This window comes from Veillonella tobetsuensis (genome assembly GCF_001078375.1).
Lineage (GTDB): Bacteria > Bacillota > Negativicutes > Veillonellales > Veillonellaceae > Veillonella > Veillonella tobetsuensis.
Genome location: NZ_BBXI01000009.1, coordinates 1 through 24,019, shown reverse-complemented (window position 1 = coordinate 24,019; position 24,019 = coordinate 1). Strand labels below are relative to the sequence as shown.

The 24,019-nt window shown below is 37.4% G+C and carries 20 protein-coding genes, 1 tRNA gene and 2 rRNA genes; 2 read left to right on the top strand and 21 right to left on the bottom strand.

Annotation, left to right across the window (positions count from 1 at the left end; all coding sequences use genetic code 11):
* Positions 1–396 precede the first annotated feature (396 nt).
* The 19 genes from ppk1 to VEI_RS02800 all read right to left on the bottom strand — a co-directional run bounded on the left by ppk1 (position 397) and on the right by VEI_RS02800 (position 22,797).
* Entirely contained in the window at positions 397–2,514 is a 2,118-nt protein-coding gene (ppk1, locus tag VEI_RS02890) for a polyphosphate kinase 1 (RefSeq protein ID WP_059361816.1), read from the bottom strand.
* 1 nt (position 2,515) lies between these two features.
* Positions 2,516–4,066, bottom strand: coding sequence for a Ppx/GppA phosphatase family protein (locus VEI_RS02885; RefSeq protein ID WP_059361814.1), 1,551 nt, complete (start codon positions 4,064–4,066; stop codon positions 2,516–2,518).
* Positions 4,067–4,075: 9 nt separating this feature from the next.
* Positions 4,076–5,611, bottom strand: a complete 1,536-nt coding sequence (locus VEI_RS02880; protein WP_059361812.1) for a Ppx/GppA phosphatase family protein — start codon at positions 5,609–5,611, stop codon at positions 4,076–4,078.
* A gap of 162 nt (positions 5,612–5,773) precedes the next feature.
* Positions 5,774–6,544, bottom strand: a complete 771-nt coding sequence (locus tag VEI_RS02875) for a TatD family hydrolase (protein ID WP_059361810.1) — start codon at positions 6,542–6,544, stop codon at positions 5,774–5,776.
* Positions 6,544–8,493, bottom strand: a complete 1,950-nt coding sequence (gene metG / locus VEI_RS02870; RefSeq protein WP_059361808.1) for a methionine--tRNA ligase — start codon at positions 8,491–8,493, stop codon at positions 6,544–6,546. Before metG ends, VEI_RS02875 begins: the two co-directional genes overlap by 1 nt.
* A 34-nt stretch (positions 8,494–8,527) precedes the next feature.
* Complete coding sequence (gene rsmI, locus VEI_RS02865; RefSeq protein WP_059361806.1) at positions 8,528–9,373, bottom strand: 16S rRNA (cytidine(1402)-2'-O)-methyltransferase; 846 nt, start codon at positions 9,371–9,373, stop codon at positions 8,528–8,530.
* Positions 9,360–10,088, bottom strand: coding sequence for a tRNA1(Val) (adenine(37)-N6)-methyltransferase (locus VEI_RS02860; RefSeq protein WP_059361804.1), 729 nt, complete (start codon positions 10,086–10,088; stop codon positions 9,360–9,362). Before VEI_RS02860 ends, rsmI begins: the two co-directional genes overlap by 14 nt.
* Complete coding sequence (locus tag VEI_RS02855) at positions 10,081–10,926, bottom strand: PSP1 domain-containing protein (protein ID WP_059361802.1); 846 nt, start codon at positions 10,924–10,926, stop codon at positions 10,081–10,083. The genes VEI_RS02860 and VEI_RS02855 overlap by 8 nt, the downstream gene beginning before the upstream one ends.
* The gene (locus VEI_RS02850) at positions 10,927–11,967 is read right to left on the bottom strand and encodes a DNA polymerase III subunit delta' (RefSeq protein ID WP_059361800.1); all 1,041 of its coding nucleotides are present in this window, start codon (positions 11,965–11,967) and stop codon (positions 10,927–10,929) included.
* Positions 11,968–12,056: 89 nt separating this feature from the next.
* The gene (locus VEI_RS02845; protein ID WP_059361798.1) at positions 12,057–12,743 is read right to left on the bottom strand and encodes a dTMP kinase; all 687 of its coding nucleotides are present in this window, start codon (positions 12,741–12,743) and stop codon (positions 12,057–12,059) included.
* Between the two features lie 2 nt (positions 12,744–12,745).
* Positions 12,746–14,227, bottom strand: a complete 1,482-nt coding sequence (locus tag VEI_RS02840) for an aminotransferase class I/II-fold pyridoxal phosphate-dependent enzyme (protein WP_059361795.1) — start codon at positions 14,225–14,227, stop codon at positions 12,746–12,748.
* A gap of 58 nt (positions 14,228–14,285) precedes the next feature.
* Entirely contained in the window at positions 14,286–14,864 is a 579-nt protein-coding gene (gene pth / locus VEI_RS02835; protein WP_059361793.1) for an aminoacyl-tRNA hydrolase, read from the bottom strand.
* 10 nt (positions 14,865–14,874) lie between these two features.
* A complete protein-coding gene (locus VEI_RS02830; RefSeq protein ID WP_059361791.1) occupies positions 14,875–15,828 on the bottom strand; it encodes a ribose-phosphate diphosphokinase in 954 nt (317 codons plus the stop codon).
* Between the two features lie 139 nt (positions 15,829–15,967).
* Positions 15,968–17,341, bottom strand: a complete 1,374-nt coding sequence (gene glmU, locus VEI_RS02825) for a bifunctional UDP-N-acetylglucosamine diphosphorylase/glucosamine-1-phosphate N-acetyltransferase GlmU (RefSeq protein WP_059361789.1) — start codon at positions 17,339–17,341, stop codon at positions 15,968–15,970.
* 9 nt (positions 17,342–17,350) lie between these two features.
* The gene (purR, locus tag VEI_RS02820; protein WP_059361788.1) at positions 17,351–18,175 is read right to left on the bottom strand and encodes a pur operon repressor; all 825 of its coding nucleotides are present in this window, start codon (positions 18,173–18,175) and stop codon (positions 17,351–17,353) included.
* A 167-nt stretch (positions 18,176–18,342) separates the two neighbouring features.
* Positions 18,343–18,939: a 3D domain-containing protein gene (locus VEI_RS02815; RefSeq protein ID WP_059361786.1), complete on the bottom strand. Its 597-nt coding sequence runs from the start codon at positions 18,937–18,939 to the stop codon at positions 18,343–18,345.
* Between the two features lie 24 nt (positions 18,940–18,963).
* Entirely contained in the window at positions 18,964–20,136 is a 1,173-nt protein-coding gene (gene nhaA, locus VEI_RS02810; protein ID WP_059361784.1) for a Na+/H+ antiporter NhaA, read from the bottom strand.
* 28 nt (positions 20,137–20,164) lie between these two features.
* Positions 20,165–21,319, bottom strand: coding sequence for a Na+/H+ antiporter NhaA (nhaA, locus tag VEI_RS02805; protein ID WP_059361782.1), 1,155 nt, complete (start codon positions 21,317–21,319; stop codon positions 20,165–20,167).
* Between the two features lie 152 nt (positions 21,320–21,471).
* The gene (locus VEI_RS02800; RefSeq protein WP_059361780.1) at positions 21,472–22,797 is read right to left on the bottom strand and encodes a PepSY-associated TM helix domain-containing protein; all 1,326 of its coding nucleotides are present in this window, start codon (positions 22,795–22,797) and stop codon (positions 21,472–21,474) included.
* 136 nt (positions 22,798–22,933) lie between these two features.
* On the opposite strand from VEI_RS02800, the gene VEI_RS02795 reads away from it, so the two are divergent.
* Together VEI_RS02795 and VEI_RS02790 are read left to right on the top strand one after the other, a co-directional pair.
* A tRNA-Gly gene (locus VEI_RS02795) sits at positions 22,934–23,007 on the top strand.
* Between the two features lie 98 nt (positions 23,008–23,105).
* Positions 23,106–23,315, top strand: coding sequence for a TOBE domain-containing protein (locus VEI_RS02790; RefSeq protein WP_059361778.1), 210 nt, complete (start codon positions 23,106–23,108; stop codon positions 23,313–23,315).
* A 311-nt stretch (positions 23,316–23,626) separates the two neighbouring features.
* On the opposite strand, the gene rrf is transcribed toward VEI_RS02790, so the two are convergent.
* Together rrf and VEI_RS02780 are read right to left on the bottom strand one after the other, a co-directional pair.
* Positions 23,627–23,743 (bottom strand): 5S ribosomal RNA (gene rrf, locus VEI_RS02785).
* Positions 23,744–23,926: 183 nt separating this feature from the next.
* Positions 23,927–24,019, bottom strand: a 23S ribosomal RNA gene (locus VEI_RS02780); the annotation flags it as partial.

Sequence of the window (24,019 nt, the reverse complement as noted above, 5' to 3'; positions counted from 1 at the left end):
GTAACAATGATATTCTACTACAGTTAGATATAACCTGTCAAACGCACAAGGTTGACAATAGCAAATAAACATAGATTGTATATGTATTTTTAAATTTATTTAATATGATATTTTCAATCAATGTCCACTGTACAAAGACATATCTATGTTTTTCGATAACATACTAAATAAGCAAAATTGTAGGTGTATACAAGATAATAATACAATATATTGTATGCCATGTATTATTAATCATCACTTTGGATTTTTATATGTTTTTGCTATTGTTATCGTCTAAAATATAAATTTTTCTAAAATTTATTTCTTATCCATAATGCTATATAAGGATATATTCGACTTCATAAAAGTATTATATATCACTCTATATTTATACAGTGTTCATAACCCAGGTCTTCACTATTCTTTCATTTTAAACATCGGTTTAAAACGTTCAATAACAGTCATTTGCTCCTTATTTTCTTGTGTATTAGCAGCCTCCATTAACTCTTCTTGAGCCGATAGCGGACCTTCTACGTTTGAAGCCTTATAATAAGACCCATCAGCCCTCATTATATGTGTCTTTAATGTATCCACTAAATATAAATCTAGTATCCCCTTAATGCGTGACTTATGACGTTTATCTTCAATAGGAATCATCAATTCAACACGTTCATTTAAATTACGTGGCATCCAATCTGCACTGGAAAGAAAGAGCTTTTCATTACCACCATTACGGAAATAGAATAATCGGTGATGTTCTAAAAAACGTCCTACTATAGAACGTACAGTAATATGGTCACTCACACCAGCAATACCAGGACGAAGTGTACAAATACCACGTACGATGAGATCTATCTTCACACCATTTGTAGATGCCTCATACAATTTAGCAATGACACGTTTATCCAGTAGTGAATTCATTTTAGCAATAATATATGCATCTTCACCACGTTTTGCACAATCTATTTCCTCATCGATGAGCTCCATGATTTTCTCACGTAAATTAAGTGGTGCTACGATAAACTTATTCCAAATTGGGGGATCCGAATATCCAGAAATCAAATTAAAGAAACGTGATGCATCATCACCATATTCATCATTACAAGTAAATATGCCACAGTCCGTATATATACGTGCAGTTTTGCCATTGTAGTTACCTGTTGCTAAATGTACATAGCGGCGTATACCATCTTCTTCACGACGTACAACCATAGTAATCTTGGAGTGAGTTTTTAAGCCTTTTAAACCATAAATTACATGACATCCGGCTTTTTCTAATCGACGTGCCATAATGATATTATGCTCTTCATCAAAACGAGCTTTTACTTCCATTAATACTGTAACCTGCTTACCATTATCTGCAGCCTTTATGAGAGATGCAATAATAGGTGATTCACCACTAACGCGATATAAGGTTTGTTTGATAGCTAATACATTGGGATCTACAGCTGCTTGTGCCACAAACTGTTCAACTACACTAAAAGATTCAAAAGGATGATGAACAAATATATCGCGCTCTCGAATCACATCGAGTAAGTTTTCACCTTCACAACCAATCAAGTCACTTGGTGTTTTGGACTCAAACGGTTTATAACGCAAATAATCGTAACCTGGATAATTAGAAAAATCAAAATACATACGACAATCTAAATGACCATCTATATGATATACATCCTTTTTCTCCAATTCTACACTTTTCAATACGGTAGATAACAATTCCGGAGAACCTTCACCGGCTACTTCTAAACGAACCGCATCACCACGGCGCCGACGTCGTAAAGAGGCTTCAACTTCTGTAAGTAAATCCTTTGTATCCTCTTCCGCTATTTCTAAATCCGCATCGCGAGTTAATCGGAACGTCATAGACTCTTCTATACCATAGCCTTGAAAAAACTGTATAGCATAGAAATTAATAACATCTTCTAAATACACAAAATGATGCGTCTTATTAGACGGTGTAGGCACTTCAATAATTCGATCCAATACAGATGGAATTGGCAAAATAGCAATTTTATAATCCTTTGTACCATCAGATTGAACTTGAAATATACGAACAATGGTATTAATCGTATGATTTGCCAAAAATGGGAATGGATGCCCTGAATCAACTGCTAGTGGTGTAACCACCGGATAAATTTGCTCTTCAAAATAATGTCTAAGCCAGGTTTTTGTCTTTACATCTAATTCTTCAGGATGCAAGAAATACAAGCCTTCCTCTTCTAATGAATCTAACACGCGGTGTAAATATGTATATTGTAAAGAAACTACGCGCTGTACTGATTCATCAATTGCTTTCAACTGCGCCTTAGCATCCATATGCGCCGCATCATATTTTACAATTCCATTCATAGCTTGATGCCGCAAACCAGCAACACGAATCATGAAAAACTCGTCTAGATTTGAACTGGCAATGGAGATAAAACGAAGACGCTCCATCAAGGGGGTACTCGTATCCATAGCTTCTAATACGACGCGTTGATTAAATTTCAACCAAGATAATTCACGGTTAAAATAATACTTTGGACTCGTAAACAACTTATACCCCCCCTATAGTCAAGGAAATTTCCATACCAAATATTTCACTAAAATAGATGGAGTCACGATTAAAGGTCCACCATTCAAGAGAGATATTTTCCTTGGTTCTAACGTGAACAACCAATTCTTTATCTTTTTCCTCAATACGTATAGCTTCTATTTTTTGATTGCTTCCTGCATCTAATGCACAAGCTACGCGTACAATGGCTACTAGCTTTGTGACCTGTATTTTTTGTAATTCTGTAAGAACTTTAAAATATTCATCATCATCTGAAGGTGTACCCTTGTAATGGTAATACACTACATTCGCTACAACTTGTTTTTCTTCTTCTGAAAGACCAAATATATCGGTTCCCATTACAATATGATACGCATGCTCTCCATGATTTCTAAGGCTTATAAATTTACCGACAGAACATAAAATCGCTGCTATACGGCACAAATACCCCCATCGTTCTGGTAAACCTTTATGATGGAGTGCATTACAGAATTCCAAACTAAAACGTTCAACCTCTCTATCATGTACGGCATCTGTATGATAACGAGCCGCTATAGCACGGGCCAAATCTGCATTTTGCTCACGCAATTGATACATATAAGGATGGTTTTGCGTTTCTACACCATAAAACCAACTAATACCTTGAGAGAATGAATAACTACTAAAAATTAAGGCTTCAGGATTAATAGCACTAATAATTTCAGAGAAAAAAATCATAGTAGGCATTAAAATATTAGCCTTAAACTCTGGAATCTTATAGCGATTGACTAGTTTTGTAGCCGTAATACCATCAAAGGAATTCATAAGATCATTAAACTGTTGAGGATCAATAGAAATGATTTGCTCACTATTACTATATCCCATCAACTGCAACACTAAGCGAGCCTCATCACCAGAGAAAATAATATTTTTAATATTAAACCTCTGCAATTCTTCTCGTAACGGACTAATCATGCGATGTAAATATTCAGTAATGGCTGTACTAAAGGATATAGAAGCACGTTGGTTACGGTTAAAAGACTCCATAACACGTAGTGAACCACTATGCATATTTTGTTGGAACAATAGTGATCTGCCTTTCCAAGCAGTTAAACCGACCCCACCGGACGTGATATCTGCAAATAGACAAGCCGTACTGTCATCCGTAGCCTTATGATGATACATCATTTCATAATATAACAAGGCATATTTAAAATAAACTTCTTTAGGCATGTCTATAACTTCTACACGCATACCTGTTTGAATAAAAATCTGATCTAAAATAGCCCTTCGATTAGTGGCTTCACGGATAACAGTTGTACCATACAAGCGACATCTAGATACATTATAATCTGCCATTAATTGTTTATAGCCTTTTAAAATATCACAGATTTCTTCAATTGTTTTAAAACTAAGGCGAGATGTTTGAAATAACTCCTCCCCAAAGGTTACTTCCCGTGCAGCATAATCGATAACACGCACTTCATCAATACTTTTATATTCTAATATGGTAATACTCATGCTACTAGAGCCAACATGCAAAATCGCATATCGAAGCACTTTAGCCAATGTCATAACTACCTCCTACTGAGGGAACCACTCAATTTGTAACTGACGCTTATATTCCTTTTTAAAGGCTTTTGCCAATCGTTCAACAGCACCCTTTATTATGGAAATATCACGGCTAGCTGGATAGTGCACTATCAACTGAACCTCTTCAGGACTGATGCGACTTTCAAGATGTGTAATCAACTGCTCATGACTTTCATCAAGAGCCTCAGCAATAGCAAGAATTATAGATAATTTCTTCCCTATCGCTTTCTGCTCATCATCCAACAATTGCCCATACAAAAAGTTTTTATACTCTTTTGGTTTTAAACCATGAGAGTTCATCACAAGAAAAGCACTAAAAGCCTGTTCAATATGAGTAATTCCGTATAAATTGCTATTAACTAACATATAACACCCATGACGAGCATGGCTATAATAGTTCACCCGTTTTCCGATATCATGTAACAAAGAAGAAACTTGCAAACAACGGCGCAATGCAGTATCACCTTTGTGTAATGGTTGCCATTGGTCATATAAGATATCGGCTAATTTGCCGACATGTTTAGCATGAATTAATTCGTATCGAGTCATTCCTAGCAGTACATTTTCTGCAGAATGGATAAGGATATCTGGAATGATTGGATTTCCTCCTAAATAGGCTTGCCCATAATAGTCGTAAAACAACCCCTCACGAAGACCTGAGCCACCTACAACAAGAGTTTTGCAATTTATATAATTGAACAACTCATATACAATTGTCATACCGGCAATAATAATATCCGCCCGTTCTGATGAAAGGCCATTGATTTTTTTACGTTGTGCTAATGGTTTGGATTTAACCTCATCTAACAATTCTGTAAAACGGTGATAGGGTATTTCATAATTGTGCAATTTAGTAATAGGATATGATAATTTTCGTTGATCCATTTTCGCAATATTACGAGCTGTACCACCAATACCTAATAGAGGCTTTTTAACATTTTTAAGCCATGGATGTTCCTCTATGGCTTGCTTAATAGCCTTCACCATTTTATTGTATTCTTTGTCTGTAAATTCTTTGCCTTTCTGATAGGTTCCTGTTAAAGTCAAAGCACCTATTGGCAAGCTAACAGATTTCTCAATTTGTCTATTTCTTACCAAAGTCACCTCTGTACTAGCGCCGCCTAAATCAAAGATAACAAAATCCTTAAGGCCAATTGTATTAATAACACCAAGGAAACCTAAGCGAGCCTCTTCAACACCGGAAATACATTCTAATTCAAGACCTGTATCTTGTTTTACAAGATTGATAAATTCATCACCATTATTTGCTAAACGGACTGCAGCGGTAGCAACAGCCTTAATCGTATCGACCTCAAAAGCTTTGGCCATATGAACATACGATTGTAATGATACTAATGCACGATTCATAGCTTCTTGTGTTAGCTTATGATCCCCCCACATATTTTCACTCAACCGAATCGAGTCTTTTTCTTGATAGAGTAAACGATAACTACCCGTATCTGATATTTCATAAATAACGAATCGAACTGAGTTCGATCCTAAGTCAATAAATGCTATGCGTTCCATCTTATCATCCTTTTTCAAGTCCAAACATATATAGACTATATATTGTTAGTATACCATAGAAAAACGCGATTCCTTCAATGAAAGAATCGCGTTCACTATGTAACTATATATTAAATAACTTTAATTTGATAGTATTTACAAATATAGCTATTCTATTCTATTTTATTTAATACCAAATACGCGCTTACCATTTTCATAAGCGATTGCGGCAAACTCATCTGCATCCATACCTTTTAAAGCAGCAATTTCTTCTGCTACAAATTGAGTCTTACTAGGGTCATTGCGTCGACCTCTATACGGAGGTGGCGTCAAATAAGGAGAATCTGTTTCTATAAGGATTCGATCCAATGGTACTTGTTTAGCAACTTCTTTTAGGTTAGTAGATTTTGGGAATACCACCGGGCCTGCAAAGGAGATATAAAACCCCATTTTAATAGCCTCTTTAGCCATTTCCCAACTACCTGAATAACAATGGAAAATTCCCCAATTATCCTTTCCTTCATTGCGCAAGATATTCATGATATCTCCATGAGCATCGCGATCATGGATAATAATAGGCAAATCTACCTCTCGAGCTAACTCAAGCTGACGTATAAAGACCTTCTTTTGCGTTGGTCTATCAGAGAAATCATAGTAATAATCAAGGCCGATTTCACCGATAGCACGCACCTTATCATTGTGCAAGGCTAACTCTTTAAAATATTCGTAGTCATCATCAGTAAAATCTTTTGCTTCGTGAGGATGTGTCCCTACTGCAGCATATAAACGGTCATCAGTTTCAGCCAATGCAACACCTGATTCAACAGTTTGTCTATCTACACCAGGAATCATAATGTATTCAATGCCTGCATCGAAACAAGCTTGTAACATCTCAGCTCTATCGTTATCAAAACGATTATCGTTAATATGTGCATGTGTATCAAAGAGTTTCATTATTTTACAATGCTCCCTGCTGGTAATGATTCGATATTGGTAACTTCTAAATGTTCTTCCCAATCGGAAGCAGATAAAATCATACCATAAGACTCAATGCCCATCATTTTTTTAGGTGCTAAGTTCGCTAAGTATATCACTTTTTTACCAACCATTGTTTCTGGTTCATAATATTGAGATATGCCACTGAGTACGGTACGTTCTTCGAGACCAATATCCAATACAAATTTCAATAATTTTTTAGATTTAGGTACTTTTTCACAGCTAACAACCTTAGCTACACGAAGATCTAATTTTTCAAAATCATCATAAGTGATATTTTCTTTTAATGGTGGAACATTAGATGTATCAACAGTTTCTTCTACTTCTTCTGTTACAGTAACGGTTTCTACCATTTCTGGAATTTCAAAGCGAGGATAAATTGGTTCACCTTTTACTACCTTAGTACCCGTATTAATAGCGCCCCAACTACGAACATCATCTAACTGTACTTGTTCAAAGCCAGACAATCCTAATTGTTCCCAAATTTTTGGTGCCCCTACTGGAATAACTGGACTTACGAGAACTGCGATGATACGTAAGCTTTCAGCAAGATGATACATAACAGATTGCAAACGTAGAACATCTACATCTTCAGAACTCTTAGCTAATACCCACGGCATCGTTTCATCGATGTATTTGTTCATACGACCGATGAAAGCCCAAACAGTTTTAAGAGCCTTATTTAACTCCATAGCCTCCATTTGCGCTTCAAAATCAGCTACAGTTTGTTCTGCTAAGGAAGAAATTTCTTTATCTAACGCGTCTATATCATCAGTTTTTGTAATAACACCATCGTGATATTTTTCAATCATCGCAATGGTACGATTCAAAAGGTTCCCCAAGTCATTAGACAAATCTGCATTAATTTTTGTAACAAAATTAGGTAATGTAAAATTGCCATCATTGCCAAGTGTAATTTCACTCAACAAGTAATAACGCAAAGAGTCTGCACCATAGGTCTCAATCAATGGAATTGGATCAATAACATTACCAAGAGATTTACTCATCTTAGTACCATCTACAATCATCCAGCCATGACCAAATACCTTTTTAGGCAATGGCAACTCAAGGCTCATGAGCATCATCGGCCAAATGATAGTATGAAAACGTACAATTTCCTTACCAACTAGATGAAGATCAGCGGGCCAGAATTTTTTATACAATTCTCCATCTCCATCAAATGGATGTAAGGCACTAATATAGTTTACTAACGCATCAAACCAAACATATACAACATGCTTAGGGTCAAATGGTAATTTGATACCCCAGTCAAATGATGTACGAGATACGGCTAAGTCCTCAAGACCTTGTTTTACGAATTGAATCATTTCATTACGGCGAGATTCAGGTTGAATAAAATCAGGGTTCTCTTCTATGAACTTGAGCCATTGCTCAGTATATTTACCAAGTTTAAAGAAATAACTTTCCTCTTTAACACGCTCTACAGGGCGTCCACAATCTGGACAAGTATGATTTTCACCAAGCTTTTGTTCAGTCCAGAAGGATTCACAAGGTGTACAGTACCAACCTTCGTATTCAGCCTTGTAAATATCACCTTTTTCATAGGCCTTTGTGAATAGTTCTTGTACTACCTTTTCATGTCGTTCATCAGTGGTACGAATAAAATCATCATTGGAAATATGCATTTTTTCCCATAATGCTTTAAAACCATTTACGATATTAGTCGTATATTCTAAAGGTGTAATACCTTGTGCCTCGGCAGCGCGTTGGATTTTCTGACCATGTTCGTCAGAACCAGTCAAGAAACGTACATCATAACCAGCTAAACGTTTGAAACGTGCAATTGTATCGGCAACAGATGTACAGTATGTATGACCAATATGCAGTTTAGCACTAGGATAATAAATTGGAGTTGTAATATAATATGTCTTTTTTGTATCGCCCATCATAATCTCCTTCTATTCAGCACTTGTGAAAGTGTTATCGTTCTACAATATTATAAACCTCACGGCGTGAAACGCCAAAACGTTTTGCTACTTCGCGAATAGCTTCCTTCTTTGGCAATCCTAAATCTACCAACTCAGCTACCGCCTCTTCGTAAGACATAGATTGCTGCGGAACTTCATCAATAGCCTCACCAGTTTCACTACCACCTATGACAAGAACGAATTCTCCTTTATACGTAATTTTCTCTAAATCATTACAAATAGATGATAAATCACTACGCAAAAAGGTTTCAAACTTCTTAGTAAGCTCCCTAGCAATCGTAATCGGTCGATTACCAAAGGCGTCGTACATATCCTGGAGCACCTCCTGTAAACGATGAGGGGCTTCATAAAATATAAGCGTTCCCCTTTGTTTTGCCATAAGCTGAAGGGCATCACTTCGATGTTTACCACGTTTTGGTAAAAATCCAAAGAATGTAAATTGCTTGGTGTCTAAATCAGATGCAATCAGTGCTGTTAAGGCTGCATTAGCCCCTGGTAAAGGCACAAGAGATATATGATGTGCAATGGCCTTTGACGCTAGGTCAGCACCGGGATCAGATATAGCAGGCATGCCCGCATCACTGACACAAGCAATATTCTTACCATCTAACAGCATGTCAATAATGGCATTTCCCTTTTCTTCTTTATTATGTTCATGATAAGAAATCAAAGGCTTGCTAATGTCAAAATGTTTTAATAATATACCCGTATGACGCGTATCCTCCGCAGCAATAGCATCAACTTCACCCAGTATGCGTACAGCGCGATAGGTCATATCCTCTAGATTGCCAATGGGCGTAGGCACTAAATACAAGGTGCCCTTGTTATTTTCGTTCATACCAACGAGACACCTCCTCCGTGTACACATTAGGTTGGCTATATACGATAAGTGGAGGCTCAACAGTTAAACCTTGAGCTCCACCTTTTATGGCTTCAAGCAAAACAATTTTAGCAGGCTTATAAAGCATGCCGTGAACCATACGCAACCGTTTTACTGCAAATCCGGTAACTGTTAATACGTTCACAAGCTCTAATAGACGAGGGGCGCTATACACCATCCATAAATGCCCCTTATTTTTGATTAATCTCGATGCACTATTACAAACATCCTCAATAGTCGTACACCTATCATGCAAGGCTAAACACAAATTATTATCATCGGGCATCTCACCTTTTCGATGGTCAAAATAAGGTGGATTGACCAATACACCATCAAATGGTTTAGATCCAAACTGATGATAATTCATTGTGCGATAGTCACCATGTATAATCGATACTACATCAGATTTATGATTGTAGGTAACACTGCGTTCAGCCATCTGAGCCACTACATCATTAATTTCAACGCCTGTTATATGCCCAGCACCTAAGGATGTACCGATTAAAGGAAGTACACCTGTGCCCGTGCCTAAGTCTATATAACGATGCCGATGATTAAATCGACAAAAATGTACGAGTGCAATGGCGTCAAAGGAAAAGCGAAATTGGTCTTGCCGCTGATATATCTTTAAATTATCGATAATCAAATCATCAAGTTGTTCTTGATTATTCATCTGGTAATGCCACATCCGACCATTTTAAATCAATAGTTCTACCGGCCTCTAATTGGACCTTAACAGTATGTTTGTGGTGATTTACCTTTAGAACCTTGCCAATGCCTTCATCAGTAACCACTTCTTTTCCAATGCCTGGCGGTTCTACATCTTGAGCTGAAAGATTGCGATCTTTCTTTACATACAAATCGCCACCTTTTTTATATAAATCGTCTTCATAATTCAAGCAGCACATCAGGCGACCACATACGCCAGAAATTTTTGTAGGGTTCAAACTTAAATTCTGATCCTTAGCCATACGAATGGATACAGGAGAAAAATCACCTAGAAAATTAGAACAACATAAAGGTCTGCCACAGGCGCCAATACCATTTAATACCTTCGCCTCATCGCGAACGCCTACTTGTCTCAATTCAATACGCGTTCTAAATACTGTAGCCAAATCCTTTACGAGTTCACGGAAATCAATACGACCATCTGCAGTAAAGAAGAATACAATTTTATTCATATCAAATGTATACTCTACATTGATTAATTTCATAGGCAGTCTACGTTTAGCTATTTTTTCTAAGCAAATTGCATAGGCTTTTTCTTCCCGCTCCTCATTTTTCTCTAATTGTTGCAAATCCTTTAGTGTTGCTTTACGCATTACTTGCTTAACAGGCATCACCAAATTATCTTTTGAAACCTCTTTTGGTCCGATTACAACCGTACCATATTCAACGCCACGCGCTGTTTCTACAATGATACCGTCATCAATCATTAAAGCTTCATCACCTGGTAAAAAATAATAAATTTTACCGGCCTTTTTAAATCGTACACCAACGATGGTTACCATTTAAACCTCCTCACGAGCATTGTGAAGGGCGATGCTAAGACCGTCCACCACGAGAGCAATTTTTATGTGTAACCGCAAGGCCTGTTCCGCTCGCAATGTTTCATGTGATACAGTTGCTAAAGCGGTCATTGTCCACTGCGGTAATAATTCTAATAATGTTGCTTTATGCATAGGAACTTGAAGTTGCTCAATAGTAGCTCCACACTTTAAGGCCATCATGTCGCGACTTATTAATCGTAACCAATGCATTAATTCTAATGCATCCTCACGAATCAAAGACTCACACCAAACTGCAATTTTGGAGAACCATCGTGCATCAGTGCCCAAAGTACGCATCCATTTAACAGCTAACTCTAGCATAGTAATTGTTCCCTGTTGCAATAGAGATTCTACAACAGCAGTATTACCATGCCCCATGAAAATAGCTTCATCTATATTTCCTGTAACACCACGTTTTTCTAATGCAAGGCGTATGCTTTCATCCGATACAGGTTGAAATCCAACACCCATACAGCGTGAAATAATCGTTGGTAGTACAAGGTTAATCTTATTCGTAATAATAATGAAGTACACCTGTGCAGGTGGTTCTTCAATCGTTTTTAACATGGCATTAGCCATGATAGCATTGGCTGCATGAAAGTCTTCAATAATAACGACGCGGTTACCTAATCCAGCTACGGATAGATGGTCTTGTAACAGGCTATACCATTGCTCTACCTTTAAGGTTGATTTCATGGGCCGAATCCAAAATGCATCCCCCTTATCCATATAAATTGGTAAGCCTTCGGCCTCTATTTTCTTTTCACTTTCACCATTAGCAATACGTGCGGATTTTACTGCCTCTAAATATTCAGTGCCATTATGACCTGAAAAAACTTGTCGTCCCAAAATAAGTGATGCTAGACCTATTGCCATATCGAGCTTACCAAGTCCAGACTCTCCATAAAACAACAAGCTATGCGGTAATGTTTGCCGTTTTACCAATTCAGTTAGGTGGTTTTTAATCGTATCTTGACCGATTACATTATCAAAATATGTCATAATTCCTCCTATCCTGTCCAATATTACTATTATATAGGAAAATGGCGACTTTTTAAAGAGCCGCCATTTTCAAAGACCAGTAGTTTCGCCTATTTCAATAGACCTTTTACCACATCATATATATCATTATGAATTGATTCTATACTACGCATAGCAAAATTCTCACTATCACCTTTTTGTGTGCATGAAATCCGATGCCATTGATAGCGATTTACCAATTCATCATACGCATCATGGACCGATTGTAAATACGTGCGATTACCCTCGTGTATGTCCCCTGTCTCACCACCAGTTTTACCAGTTCGCTCGGACATCAATGCTTCTGTTACCTCTAAAGGCACATCTAGCAAACAAACCACATCTGGACGTGGTAGTCCGAACTTAACAAATTCAAAATCTTCAAGCCATTCTAAAAATTGAATTCGTGCATCAGTATCAGTGTATTTCACCATTTGATGAACCATATTTGATGTCGTATAACGATCTGCAATAATAATACCACCATCATTATAAAATGATTCCCAGTCCATTCTAAAAGAAGCAAAACGATCTATGGCATACATGGTACTTGCCACATAAGGGTTTACTGCATCAACCTCTGTACCAAATTGCCCAGATAAGTACATTTTAATAGGCATAGATGCATCACTCTCATAATTCGGAAAGCTAACACTACACACGCGATGGCCTTCCTCCTGTAATCGTTCTACTAAACGCTTTGTTTGCGTAGCTTTGCCACTACCATCTCCGCCTTCTAATATGATTAAAGTCCCCATAATTACTCCTGTAACACCCAGATTGTTTCTAATGTCATATCATCGGCTCCATTCGGTACATAACCTAAAGCCTTTCTATTCTCTATATATTGTAACACAGACTCACTAATCACTTCACCTACGGCTACACAAGGAATCCCTGGAGGATAATAAGCTATAGTCTCCCCAACAATACGATGTAATGCTTCACTTAACGGAACCTGCTCACGATGAGCATACATAGCATTGCGAGGTGTTACACGAACGACTGGCTCAGGTAATAGAGCTGAATCTTTACTAAGCACATCAAAATTACCCTCTAAGCTATGGTCAGTTGTATATAAACCATTTAATACTTCATCACTTATAGATCGAACGGCCTTAATAAGAGCATGTACGGAATCTTTAGTGTCACCAATGGTGATAAGTACTAGCACATGATGAGCTTGCACTAACTCCACCTCAATGTGATTCTCTCGCAACATTCGTTCAAAAACAACACCAGTAAGACCTAATTCTTTAGCATCGATTACTACCTTGGTACAGTCATAATTTACAACTTGATTTTGAATATCCGAGTATTCCATAGTTGTAATACCAGGAATCTTATGTAGCTCATTTCTTAAATATAGGCTCAATTCTACAGTACGACTTACTAGCTCCTTACCTGCCATAGCTAATTGATGGCGTGCCATATCTAAGGATGCAAGAAAAATATAGTTAGGGCTCGTACTCTGTAACATTTGATGCATCTGAATAATACGGCGCTTATTAATACGCTCACCTTGACCTAGTAACCATGATGTTTGAGTTAATGAACCTACTGACTTATGCGTACTTTGTGCCACTAAATCAGCGCCAGCCTCGATAGCACCAATAGGTAATGCTTCAGCAAAAGGTAAATGAGGGCCGTGAGCTTCATCAACAAGGACTATTAACCCCCGTTTGTGAGCTTCTTTTACGATATTTACAATATCTACACCTACACCATAATAGTTTGGATACACTAAGAGAATCGCCTTAGCCTCTGGATGAGCATCCATGGTTTTAATAGCATCTTCCACTGATACACCTAAAGGGATACCCCACCGATCATCAAATTGGCAATCCATATAAACAGGCTTTGCACCAGATAACACTAATCCACTAATAACGGAACGATGTGCTTCTCGAGGAATAATAATCGTTTCATCAGGACCTACTGTCCCCATAATCATCGCTTCAATTAAAGCGGTTGTGCCATTAATAGAGAACCAGCAATCATCAGCTCCATATAATTCAGCAGTTAAGTCTTGCGCCTCTTTTAACTCTCCTTCAGGTTCATGTAAATCATCTAGAGCATACATAACCCCTAAATCATATGGCAGTGCTGCTCCCATCCAGTCCTTTAGTAACTGAGGCGCTTCAACACCAATCTTATGACCAGGTGTATGAAAAGGCACAAAATGTTGTTCCTTATATGATTCTAAAGCCTCTACAAAAGGCATTTTTTCTTGATTGCTCATATATACCTCGTAAAAAGGGCATGAATCTCAATGAGACTCATGCCCTTATGCATGTTATTTATCGCTGTGGACGACGCTTAGGATTAAACTGATTCATCCCTTTGTCTATGCCCACCTCTAAGGTGCCTAATACAGCTTTTACTGTGTCTTTGATACCTTTTTGTACTTTCTCTTGATTTTCTTCACTAAATGGTGCTAACACGTGGTCAATGACAGTCCATTGTGGTAATGGACGACCAATACCTACGCGAAAACGCGGAAAATTTTCTGTTCCTATATGGGAGATTAAAGATTTAATCCCATTATGCCCACCAGAACTACCATTTGGTCGAATACGTAATTTGCCTACCGGTAAATCCATATCATCATAAATACAATACACATCAGATGGATCGATCTTGTAGTATCGCATTAGTGGACCTACAGATTCGCCACTTGCATTCATAAATGTTTGAGGCTTTACAAGCAATACCTTTTCACCAGCTACATTAATACTGCACACCTCTGCCTTTTGTTCTTCTCTCCAAGGAGTGTGAGATGCGCTATCCGCAATGGCATCGATGACCATAAATCCAATATTATGTTTTGTCGCTTCATATTGCTTGCCTGGGTTACCAAGGCCTACTACTAACTTCAAGAATCACCTATCATTTATCAAACAAATTACTTACTGAAACTTCATGAAAGATACGCATAATTGCTTCGCCCAATAATGGAGCTACAGATAGTTGCGTTACATTGTCTAATTTGCAATTTTCTGGTAATGGCATTGTGTTTGTTACGATAAGCTCTTTAATGTTGGAGTTTGCAATGCGTTCACTTGCTGGATCTGTTAATACAGCATGAGTAACAGCAGCCATAACAGATTTAGCACCAAATTCTTTTAATGCTTTGGCACCTTCTACAAGAGAACCTGCTGTATCTACAATATCATCAACGATGATACAGTTTTTGTCTTTTACATCACCAATGAGGTTCATAACTTTAGCTACGCCTGGTTCAGGGCGTTTTTTCTCGATGATTGCAATTGGCGCACCAATGCGGTCAGCCAAATCACGAGCTCTTGTAACACCGCCAAGATCTGGTGATACTACAATAACATCTTCAAGATTTTTTTCATTAATGTATTTAGCTAAAATGGATGCACCATATAAATGATCTACTGGTACATCGAAGAAGCCTTGAATTTGACCTGCATGCAAGTCAATTGTTACAAGACGTGTAATACCAGAAGTTTGCATCAAGTTTGCTACTAATTTTGCAGTAATTGGTTCACGACCACGAGTTTTGCGGTCTTGGCGAGCATAACCATAGTAAGGAACTACAGCTGTAATATGACGAGCAGAAGCACGTTTTAACGCATCAGCCATAACCATTAATTCCATTAAATTATCGTTTACAGGATAGCTAGTTGGTTGAATGATAAATACATCTTTGCCACGTACGCTTTCATCAATCATAATTTGTACTTCGCCATTATTAAAGCGACCTACAAACGCTTCACCTAAAGGCAAACCTAAATAATCACAAATTTCCTTTGCCAACTCTGGATTTGCGTTACCTGTGAAAATCTTAAGTTTTTTGCCGTCTTCAAATGCCATTTTGATACCCTTTCATTTCTCCGTAATCTTAGTTAGTTACTCAATGTATATGTAACGAAATATTACAGATATACAACCTTATTGCCTTATTATTGTATACTATTTTTCCTATCTTGTGTGAAAAATTTTTAATAAATTCCTATTTCTTTTTGAAAGTATCGTCTGTAACCCAATTTTCTTTCACAATTTGCTTGCTACGACCTACAGCTAATGCCTTATCAGGAACATTTTTTGTAATCGTAGAACCTGCACCTACATAACTATAATTACCAATTGTAACAGGTGCTACAAGATTGCTGTTACAGCCTACAAATGCACCATCGCCGATAGTTGTGCGATGCTTGATTTTTCCGTCATAATTTACCGTAATTGTACCGCAACCGATATTGACACCAGAACCTACATCGCTATCGCCAATATAGGATAGATGAGGGAATTTGGTGCCTTCCCCAACATTGGAATTTTTAACCTCAACGAAATTACCAATATGAACCTTGTTGCCAATAACCGTATTAGGACGCAAATGAACATATGGACCAATATCTACGCCATCTTTTACTTCACAGTCATGGCCATAAGTAAAATGAATTACCGTATCATTGCCAACAGTTACATTCGTCAAGCGTGTATGAGGTCCAATTTCACAATTTTCACCAATAACCGTATTGCCTTCTAAAACGGTACCAGGATGTAGAATTGTATCAGCCCCCACAGTAACTTCTGGTGCTACATAGGTATTGTCAGGATCAACAATCGTTACACCAGCGGTCATTAATTCTACATTTTTACGATGTTTTAAAATAGATTCTGCTTCAGCCAATTGCAAGCGAGAGTTTACCCCTAAAGATTCTTCAAAATTTTCAGTCATATAAGCGCTTACTTTATCGCCGCCATTTACGAGAATACCAACCACATCTGTAATATACAGTTCACCTTGTGCATTATCGTCGGATAATTGGCTAAGACAAGGCCATAGTTTTTTACTATCAAAAGCATACATACCAGTATTAACTTCTTGTACAGCTAATTCTTCTGGTTTGCCATCCTTTTGTTCCACAATTCGTACAACAGAACCCGCTTCATTACGAATGATACGACCATAACCTGTTGGATCTGGCATATGGGCCGTTAAAATTGTAGCCGCTGCTCCAGATGCAGTATGCTCTTTTAAAAGAGCTTCTAAACTTTCCTTAGTTACGAGTGGCGTATCCCCACACAACAATAAAATAGTGCCATCAAAAGATCCTAATACAGGTTCTGCCATTTTTACTGCATGACCAGTACCATTTTGCTCTTCTTGACGTACAAATTCAGCACGACCTTCTAGATAGTCTTGTACTGCATTACCACCAAAGCCAACGATAACAACATCCTTATCGGTCCCAAGAGATTGAACAGTTTCTAGAACGCGTTCAACCATAGCTTTACCGCCAACTTTATGAAGTACCTTTGGCAATTTGGACTTCATCCGTGTCCCCTTACCAGCTGCTAAAATAAGACTTGCAATATTCATAGTAAACTCCTATCTATCAATCGTATCAAATACAGGTTCAATGTGAATTTCATTTGTACTTTCATCAATGCCATGGAACGTAAATAGTGATTCATAATCATTGATTAACTTAGGACTAGGTTCTGCAGTAGCAACAAGAACGCCAGTTCCCACAACCTTACCATTCATTTCATGAACAAGTTCTGTAAGCCCTTTTGCAGTGCCGCCAGCCTTCATGAAATCATCAATAATTAGCACCTTCGCATTTTGTGGAATAGCGCGTTTAGTTAATGTCATCGTTTGAATTCGACCAGATGAACCCGTTACATAGTTAATACTAATGGCAGATCCTTCTGTAACCTTACTATCACGACGCGCGATGACAAGTGGCTTGTTGAAAGCCCTAGCTACCATAACCGCCAAAGGAATCCCTTTTGTTTCTACCGTCAAAATATAATCAGGATTGCGATCTACAAAGCGAGTCATAATAATTTCGCCTAACCGAGTCATCACATGCCAATCATACAAAATATCCGACATATAAATAAATCCACCGGGAATAATACGATCTGGTTCACGCAAACGTTGCTGCACATCGCGTAGGATTTCATTGGCCTGCTCGCCTTTTCGATGAGGTATGAATCGAACACCGCCAGCTACCCCCGCTACCGTTTCTAGAGTACCCAACTGAAAATGTTCCATCGATTGACGGACACAGGTTAAATCTTCACTTACTGTAGATTTCGCCATTCCGAAAAAATCACAAAAATAATTAAGAGATATAAGTTTTTGTGGAGAATCGACTAATAATTTAGTCATTGCCACCATTCTTTCAACACGTCGAACTTTATTCATAAGCCTTCCTTTGCTGAATACTCGATTTATATTGATATCTATATTATACCATGAATTTCCGAATATTCGTATTTTATCAAGATAAATAATTCGGAGATAAATATAGCTATTGCAATCAAAAAACTCTAGCCTAATGACTAGAGTTTTTCAATTTGAGAGTATAGAATTTACAAAATATATACTGTCACGTTTTGTCGACCAAACTGTAGTGCATCATATCTAGAGTCAAAAGCTAAATCGATACGATGACCTTTAATAGCTCCACCTACATCATCAGCGATGGCATAGCCATAACCTTCAACATACATTTTTGTACCTAAAGGTATAATTTTAGGATCAACGGAGACGATACCTTTTTTTAAACGACTACCTGTAGCCGTATAATTACCATTACCAGGATCCTGTGAGCTATACGCCGTAGCATGCATTGTTATAGCTCTCGTATATTTACTAGGCGCACCCTTTGTATATTGGGAATAGCTAGACCCTTTTGAACCTTTTTCTAAAGCACTCATTGTAGCAGGTCCTACTCGCCCATCTACAGCCAAACCTTTTGATTTTTGGAATTTTCGTACTGCCAACTCAGTATTACGTCCAAAAATACCATCCGCTGAATCCTTAAGATAGCCTTGCTGCACTAACATAGTCTGAACTTTTTGCACATGATGACCACGCTGTCCCTTATCAATTGTTTTTGCTTGCGTGAAAGCCATCATATTAGTCATACACAACACAGTACATATTATTACTGCTTTTCTTATCATGTACATTCCCCTTCATTGCTTTCATTAGCAATTATGATATACCCCGATATGGCATTCTTTACGTTTTGCTCCAACTATACGCAAGAATATATAACCAACAATAGCGGAAATAATTGAACCAATCAATACGCCACCCTTAGCCATTTCTTGTGCATGACCTGGATCAAAGGCTAGAATAGAAACAAAGATACTCATTGTAAAACCAATGCCACAAACAATAGATGTGCCATATATAAATTTCCAGTTTGCTTCTGCAGGCATAGGCACAAGACCTAATTTAATCATACCAAACATGGCACCAAAAATACCGATTTGTTTACCTAAAATAAGACCAAGAGTAACACCAAGTACTACGGGATGTGTCAAATCAGCCAGGCTAAATCCACCAAGGTGAACACCAGCATTAAAGAATGCAAAGATTGGAACTATGATGAAACTTACCCAATTAGATAAGAAATGTTCCCAATGACGCATTGGTCTAACATATTTACGACCAATCTTACCTCGATCTGGAATTGTCATAGCTAAAATTACACCCGCCATGGTAGCATGTAAGCCAGAGCGAAGAATGCAATACCATAAAATAATACCAAGAATAATATACGACAAAGAACGAACATAACCAGCTCGATTACAATAAATCAAAAGACCTGTTACGATAATCGCAGCCATTAAATAGAAAACATTAAGATGTGCGGCATAGAAAATTGCAATAACAATAATCGCAATTAAGTCATCAATAACTGCCAAAGCGGTTAAGAAAACCTTCATAGAATTTGGAACTCGTGATCCTAATGCAGTGATAACACCAATTGCAAAAGCAATATCCGTGGCTGTTGGAATAGCCCATCCATGAATATATTCAGGATCAAAACCAGCAATTAAATAATAAATAAAAGCTGGTATAAGTACACCAAATAAAGCTGCCACACCAGGCATAATACGTTTAGCATTGGTATTAAGTTCACCACTTACTAATTCACGTTTTACTTCTAATCCTACAAAGAGAAAGAATATTGCCATTAATGCGTCATTGACCCACTCCATAGCAGTTAATGGCCCCAATTGTAGATTAACTAGTGACATATATTGTGTCGCCATTGGAGAATTAGCAACAATTAAGGCAATAAGTGTAGCCCCTAGTAAAACAGTAGTAGCTGCACCAGGAGAACGTAAAAATACAAATATCCGTTCCATATGATTCCTTCCTAATATACTTCACTCACTATTTATTTCTAGCTGTTCTAATTTTATAAGCAACTGCCAAAACAGTAGCCCCTAACAAACCAGATATAATAGATCCTATAAAAATACCAATTTTAGACATTTCTTGCGTCACACCTGGCGGAAATGCCAGCGTCGCAACAAATAAACTCATAGTAAAACCAATACCACAAACGATGGCTGTACCATAAATTTCTGGCCAAGTTGTATTGGTAGGCATCTTGATAATCTTAGATTGCACCAATACATAAACAGCAGAAAAAATACCAAACTGTTTACCAAGAATAAGACCTAATGAAACACCTAAAACCACAGGATGGAAAAGATGATCTACAGAAACATCAGAAAATGATACACCGGCATTTAAAAAGCTAAATATAGGAATAATTAAAAAATTAACCCAATTTTTTAGCTTATCTGCCCATGCATGCATAGGATACACTTTTTCACCATCAAGTGTTCCTGAATAGGGTATAGTCATTGCTAGAACAACACCAGCAATTGTGGCATGAACACCCGACTTTAATACAAAATACCAAAGAACAGAGCCCAATACACCATATAGCACAGGACGTACATATCCTTGTTTATTTGTGTACCAAAGAGCACCAGTTACAACAGCTGCTGCCATTAAATGCGGAAAATCCACACCAGCTCCATAAAATATGGCAATAACAACGATAGCAATTAAATCATCAATAACGGCTAATGCTGAAAGAAAGGCTTTCATCGCCTGTGATACACGCTTTCCAAGCATCATAATAACACCTATAGCAAAGGCGATATCTGTAGCGGTTGGAATCCCCCATCCATGAGTATATTCAGGAACAGAGCCAGCGATTAAAAAATATACCAGAGCAGGCGTTACAACCCCTGCAAATGCAGCCAGCACAGGTAATAACCGTTTTGAGTTAGTATTTAACTCACCAGAAATCATTTCAGTCTTAATTTCAATCCCCACATAAAGGAAGAATAAGGCCATCAAGCCATCATTTACCCATTCCAATATATCCATAGGACCTAAATATATATTCATGAACGAGAAATACTGTCCAGCTATAGGAGAATTTGCTGTAATTACGCCGAGAATAGCAGCAACTAACAGCATAATACCGCCAGATGATTCAGACTGAATAAATGCTTTAATATATTTCATAATAACTACCACTTTCTGAATCGTAAATATTAATACAGTTATTTGTACATAAAAAATCTCATATATATATATTATTATATCATTTTAGTTCGAAATCAATCAATAAACTAATGATGAAGCACGCTGAATAGATCCATGAAGAATATAATAACTTAATGATTAAATCCTTTAATTAAAGAAATAAAAAATACAACTAGAGGAATAGTTAAACAAATACCTGCTATAGTATTTGTAACTGGATTGGACCAAAGTGGCATAATAAATCCAAGTAATACTAAGGTACCACAACAGATTGGTGTACGCCAAACATGTTTTATCTCAGCCGATACTTTAGATTCTGTAGCACTAGCTCTGCCAAATTTCTTTTTAATAGTCATAATAATACCAGTCACAATTCCTACAATAAGAACAATATCCCAGATGGCCCATAATATTTTAAGAGCCATCGTATTATGATTATGAATATGGAGATTAATCATTGTAGTCATGCCCGTAAAATACCAGGGGATATTTTTTGTAGAATACATATCCTTAGTAGAATCAGTATATAAATTAGCATAGACTGGTTGGCCCAAGAACATAGCTGGATCATCATCATTTTCAGCACCTAAATAAAATGCATAATGATGATCATTAAATTTAGATGGATAATCTATAGATATAAGCTGACGATCTGGGTATGCTTTCATAATTCGAGAGATAGCTTCAGATGGTTGTAAAATGTCAGATTGACCAACTGAAAGTTCTTGCTTTGCAGTGTGTAGTACATCTGCATTATAGCTGTCATTAGCAATAAAAAATCCACCTATCCATACACCTGTAATACATAAGATAAATCCCCATACAGTAGCAACCATAGCAAATTCTCGGTGTAATGTACTTAATTTCATATAGTTAGACAATACAGTAGATTTGGCAAAGCTTTTACGAAATGGACCATATAAAAAAACACCAGAAATAATAGATAACCCACATACTAAAGATAAAATTGTTACAATATAAATTCCTGTTTTACCAAGGTCTAATCGTGTATGTAGTTGATGAAGTGTGTGTAATACACTTCGAACCCAAGGATGTGCAGGCGTTTCATGATGCGTAGTAATAAGCCCCTTTGTTTCAGGATTATATAATACATAATCCCCTCCCATCCCCATACGCGCTGGAGGTGCTACAGTTGCGGAAGAATCAATAATACGATACCGTAAAATATGTGCAGCCCCCATAGCTGGAGAAATATTTAAAATATCCTTAGACGGATATTTTTCTTTCACTAATAGGGCACCTTCATCAGCATAATTAAAAATAGATATTTCTTGTTGGCTCATCGCCATTGATAACGAGGAATGATGTGACCCTCCTTGAGCCCATGCATTTAATTCAGTTCGGAACATGAGAATAAGTCCTGTAATACAAAACATTAAGAAAAATAGCACAGAAACTATAGATAACCATTTATGAATTTTATAAATTTTTGACATACATATGCCTCCTTCCTCATTATTTTATACATCTATTTTGATATCAATACAATACAGAAACCACTATGGGTATAGAGTATATAAACAAGCTCCACTTGAATGTATATATTATAGTATGATACAATATGTACATCATGCGGGCGTAGTTCATCGGTAGAATGCGAGCTTCCCAAGCTTGAGAGGAGGGTTCGATTCCCTTCGCCCGCTCCACCCTAAATAGCCATGATGTGATGTACATCATGGCTATTTTTCTTAATTTATGTATAATATTTATCAAATAATCCTATTTATTATTCTGGAGGACACATATGAAATTAAGCGCAAGAAATCAATTAAAAGGAACTATTATTGAAATAAACGAAGGTGCCGTTAATGCTATTGTAAAAATTAATGTAGGTAATGATAATATCATAACTGCAGATATTACACTTCAATCTGTAAAAGAATTAGAGTTAGAGGTAGGTAAAGAAGTTATTGCTGTTATCAAATCTACAAGTGTAATGATTGGTGTTGAATAAGTACTAAAAGAGTTGCCTAGGCAGCTCTTTTTTTACGACTTCTTATCACACTCGCCCATGATCGTATTTAAAATAGTCTTTTAATGCACGGTTCTAATAGTAGGGCTTCGTCGAACCTGATGCAATGGACGTACGCGTCGCTGCGCTCCTTTACGCCCTATTGCCCTAGGTTTCACACGCCGTCTGACACGGACACTTAGTTAGATAATACCTCTACAATCTTGGCTGGAGACGGCTCTAGTAGGATTAGCTAGTCGAAGACTAGCAAAAAGAAAAAGGCCTACCTTTAGGTAGACCTTTTTCTTTTAGTCAATCAGCGGCTTCCTATCCTCCCAGGCCGTCTCCAGCCAAGTACTTTCGGCGTTTATGAGCTTAACTACTGTGTTCGAGATGGGAACAGGTGGACCCTCATAGCTATCGCCACTGAATCTGTCAGAGTTTGTACTCTGAAAACCACATAGAAGTTATATATATTTGTTGCACTAGAAATTCTAGACTAATTTATTTTCGTCGTCAGCTGTGGATTTTGTTTCACAAAATCTTACGCTGCGACATAAGCGATTACGCGCAATGTATGCGTCGCAATGCTCCTTTACATTGGCTACACTGCTTAAGTAAAGCCCTCGATCTATTAGTACCAGTCAGCTCCAAACCTCACGGCTCTTCCACACCTGGCCTATCAACCATGTCGTCTACATGGGATC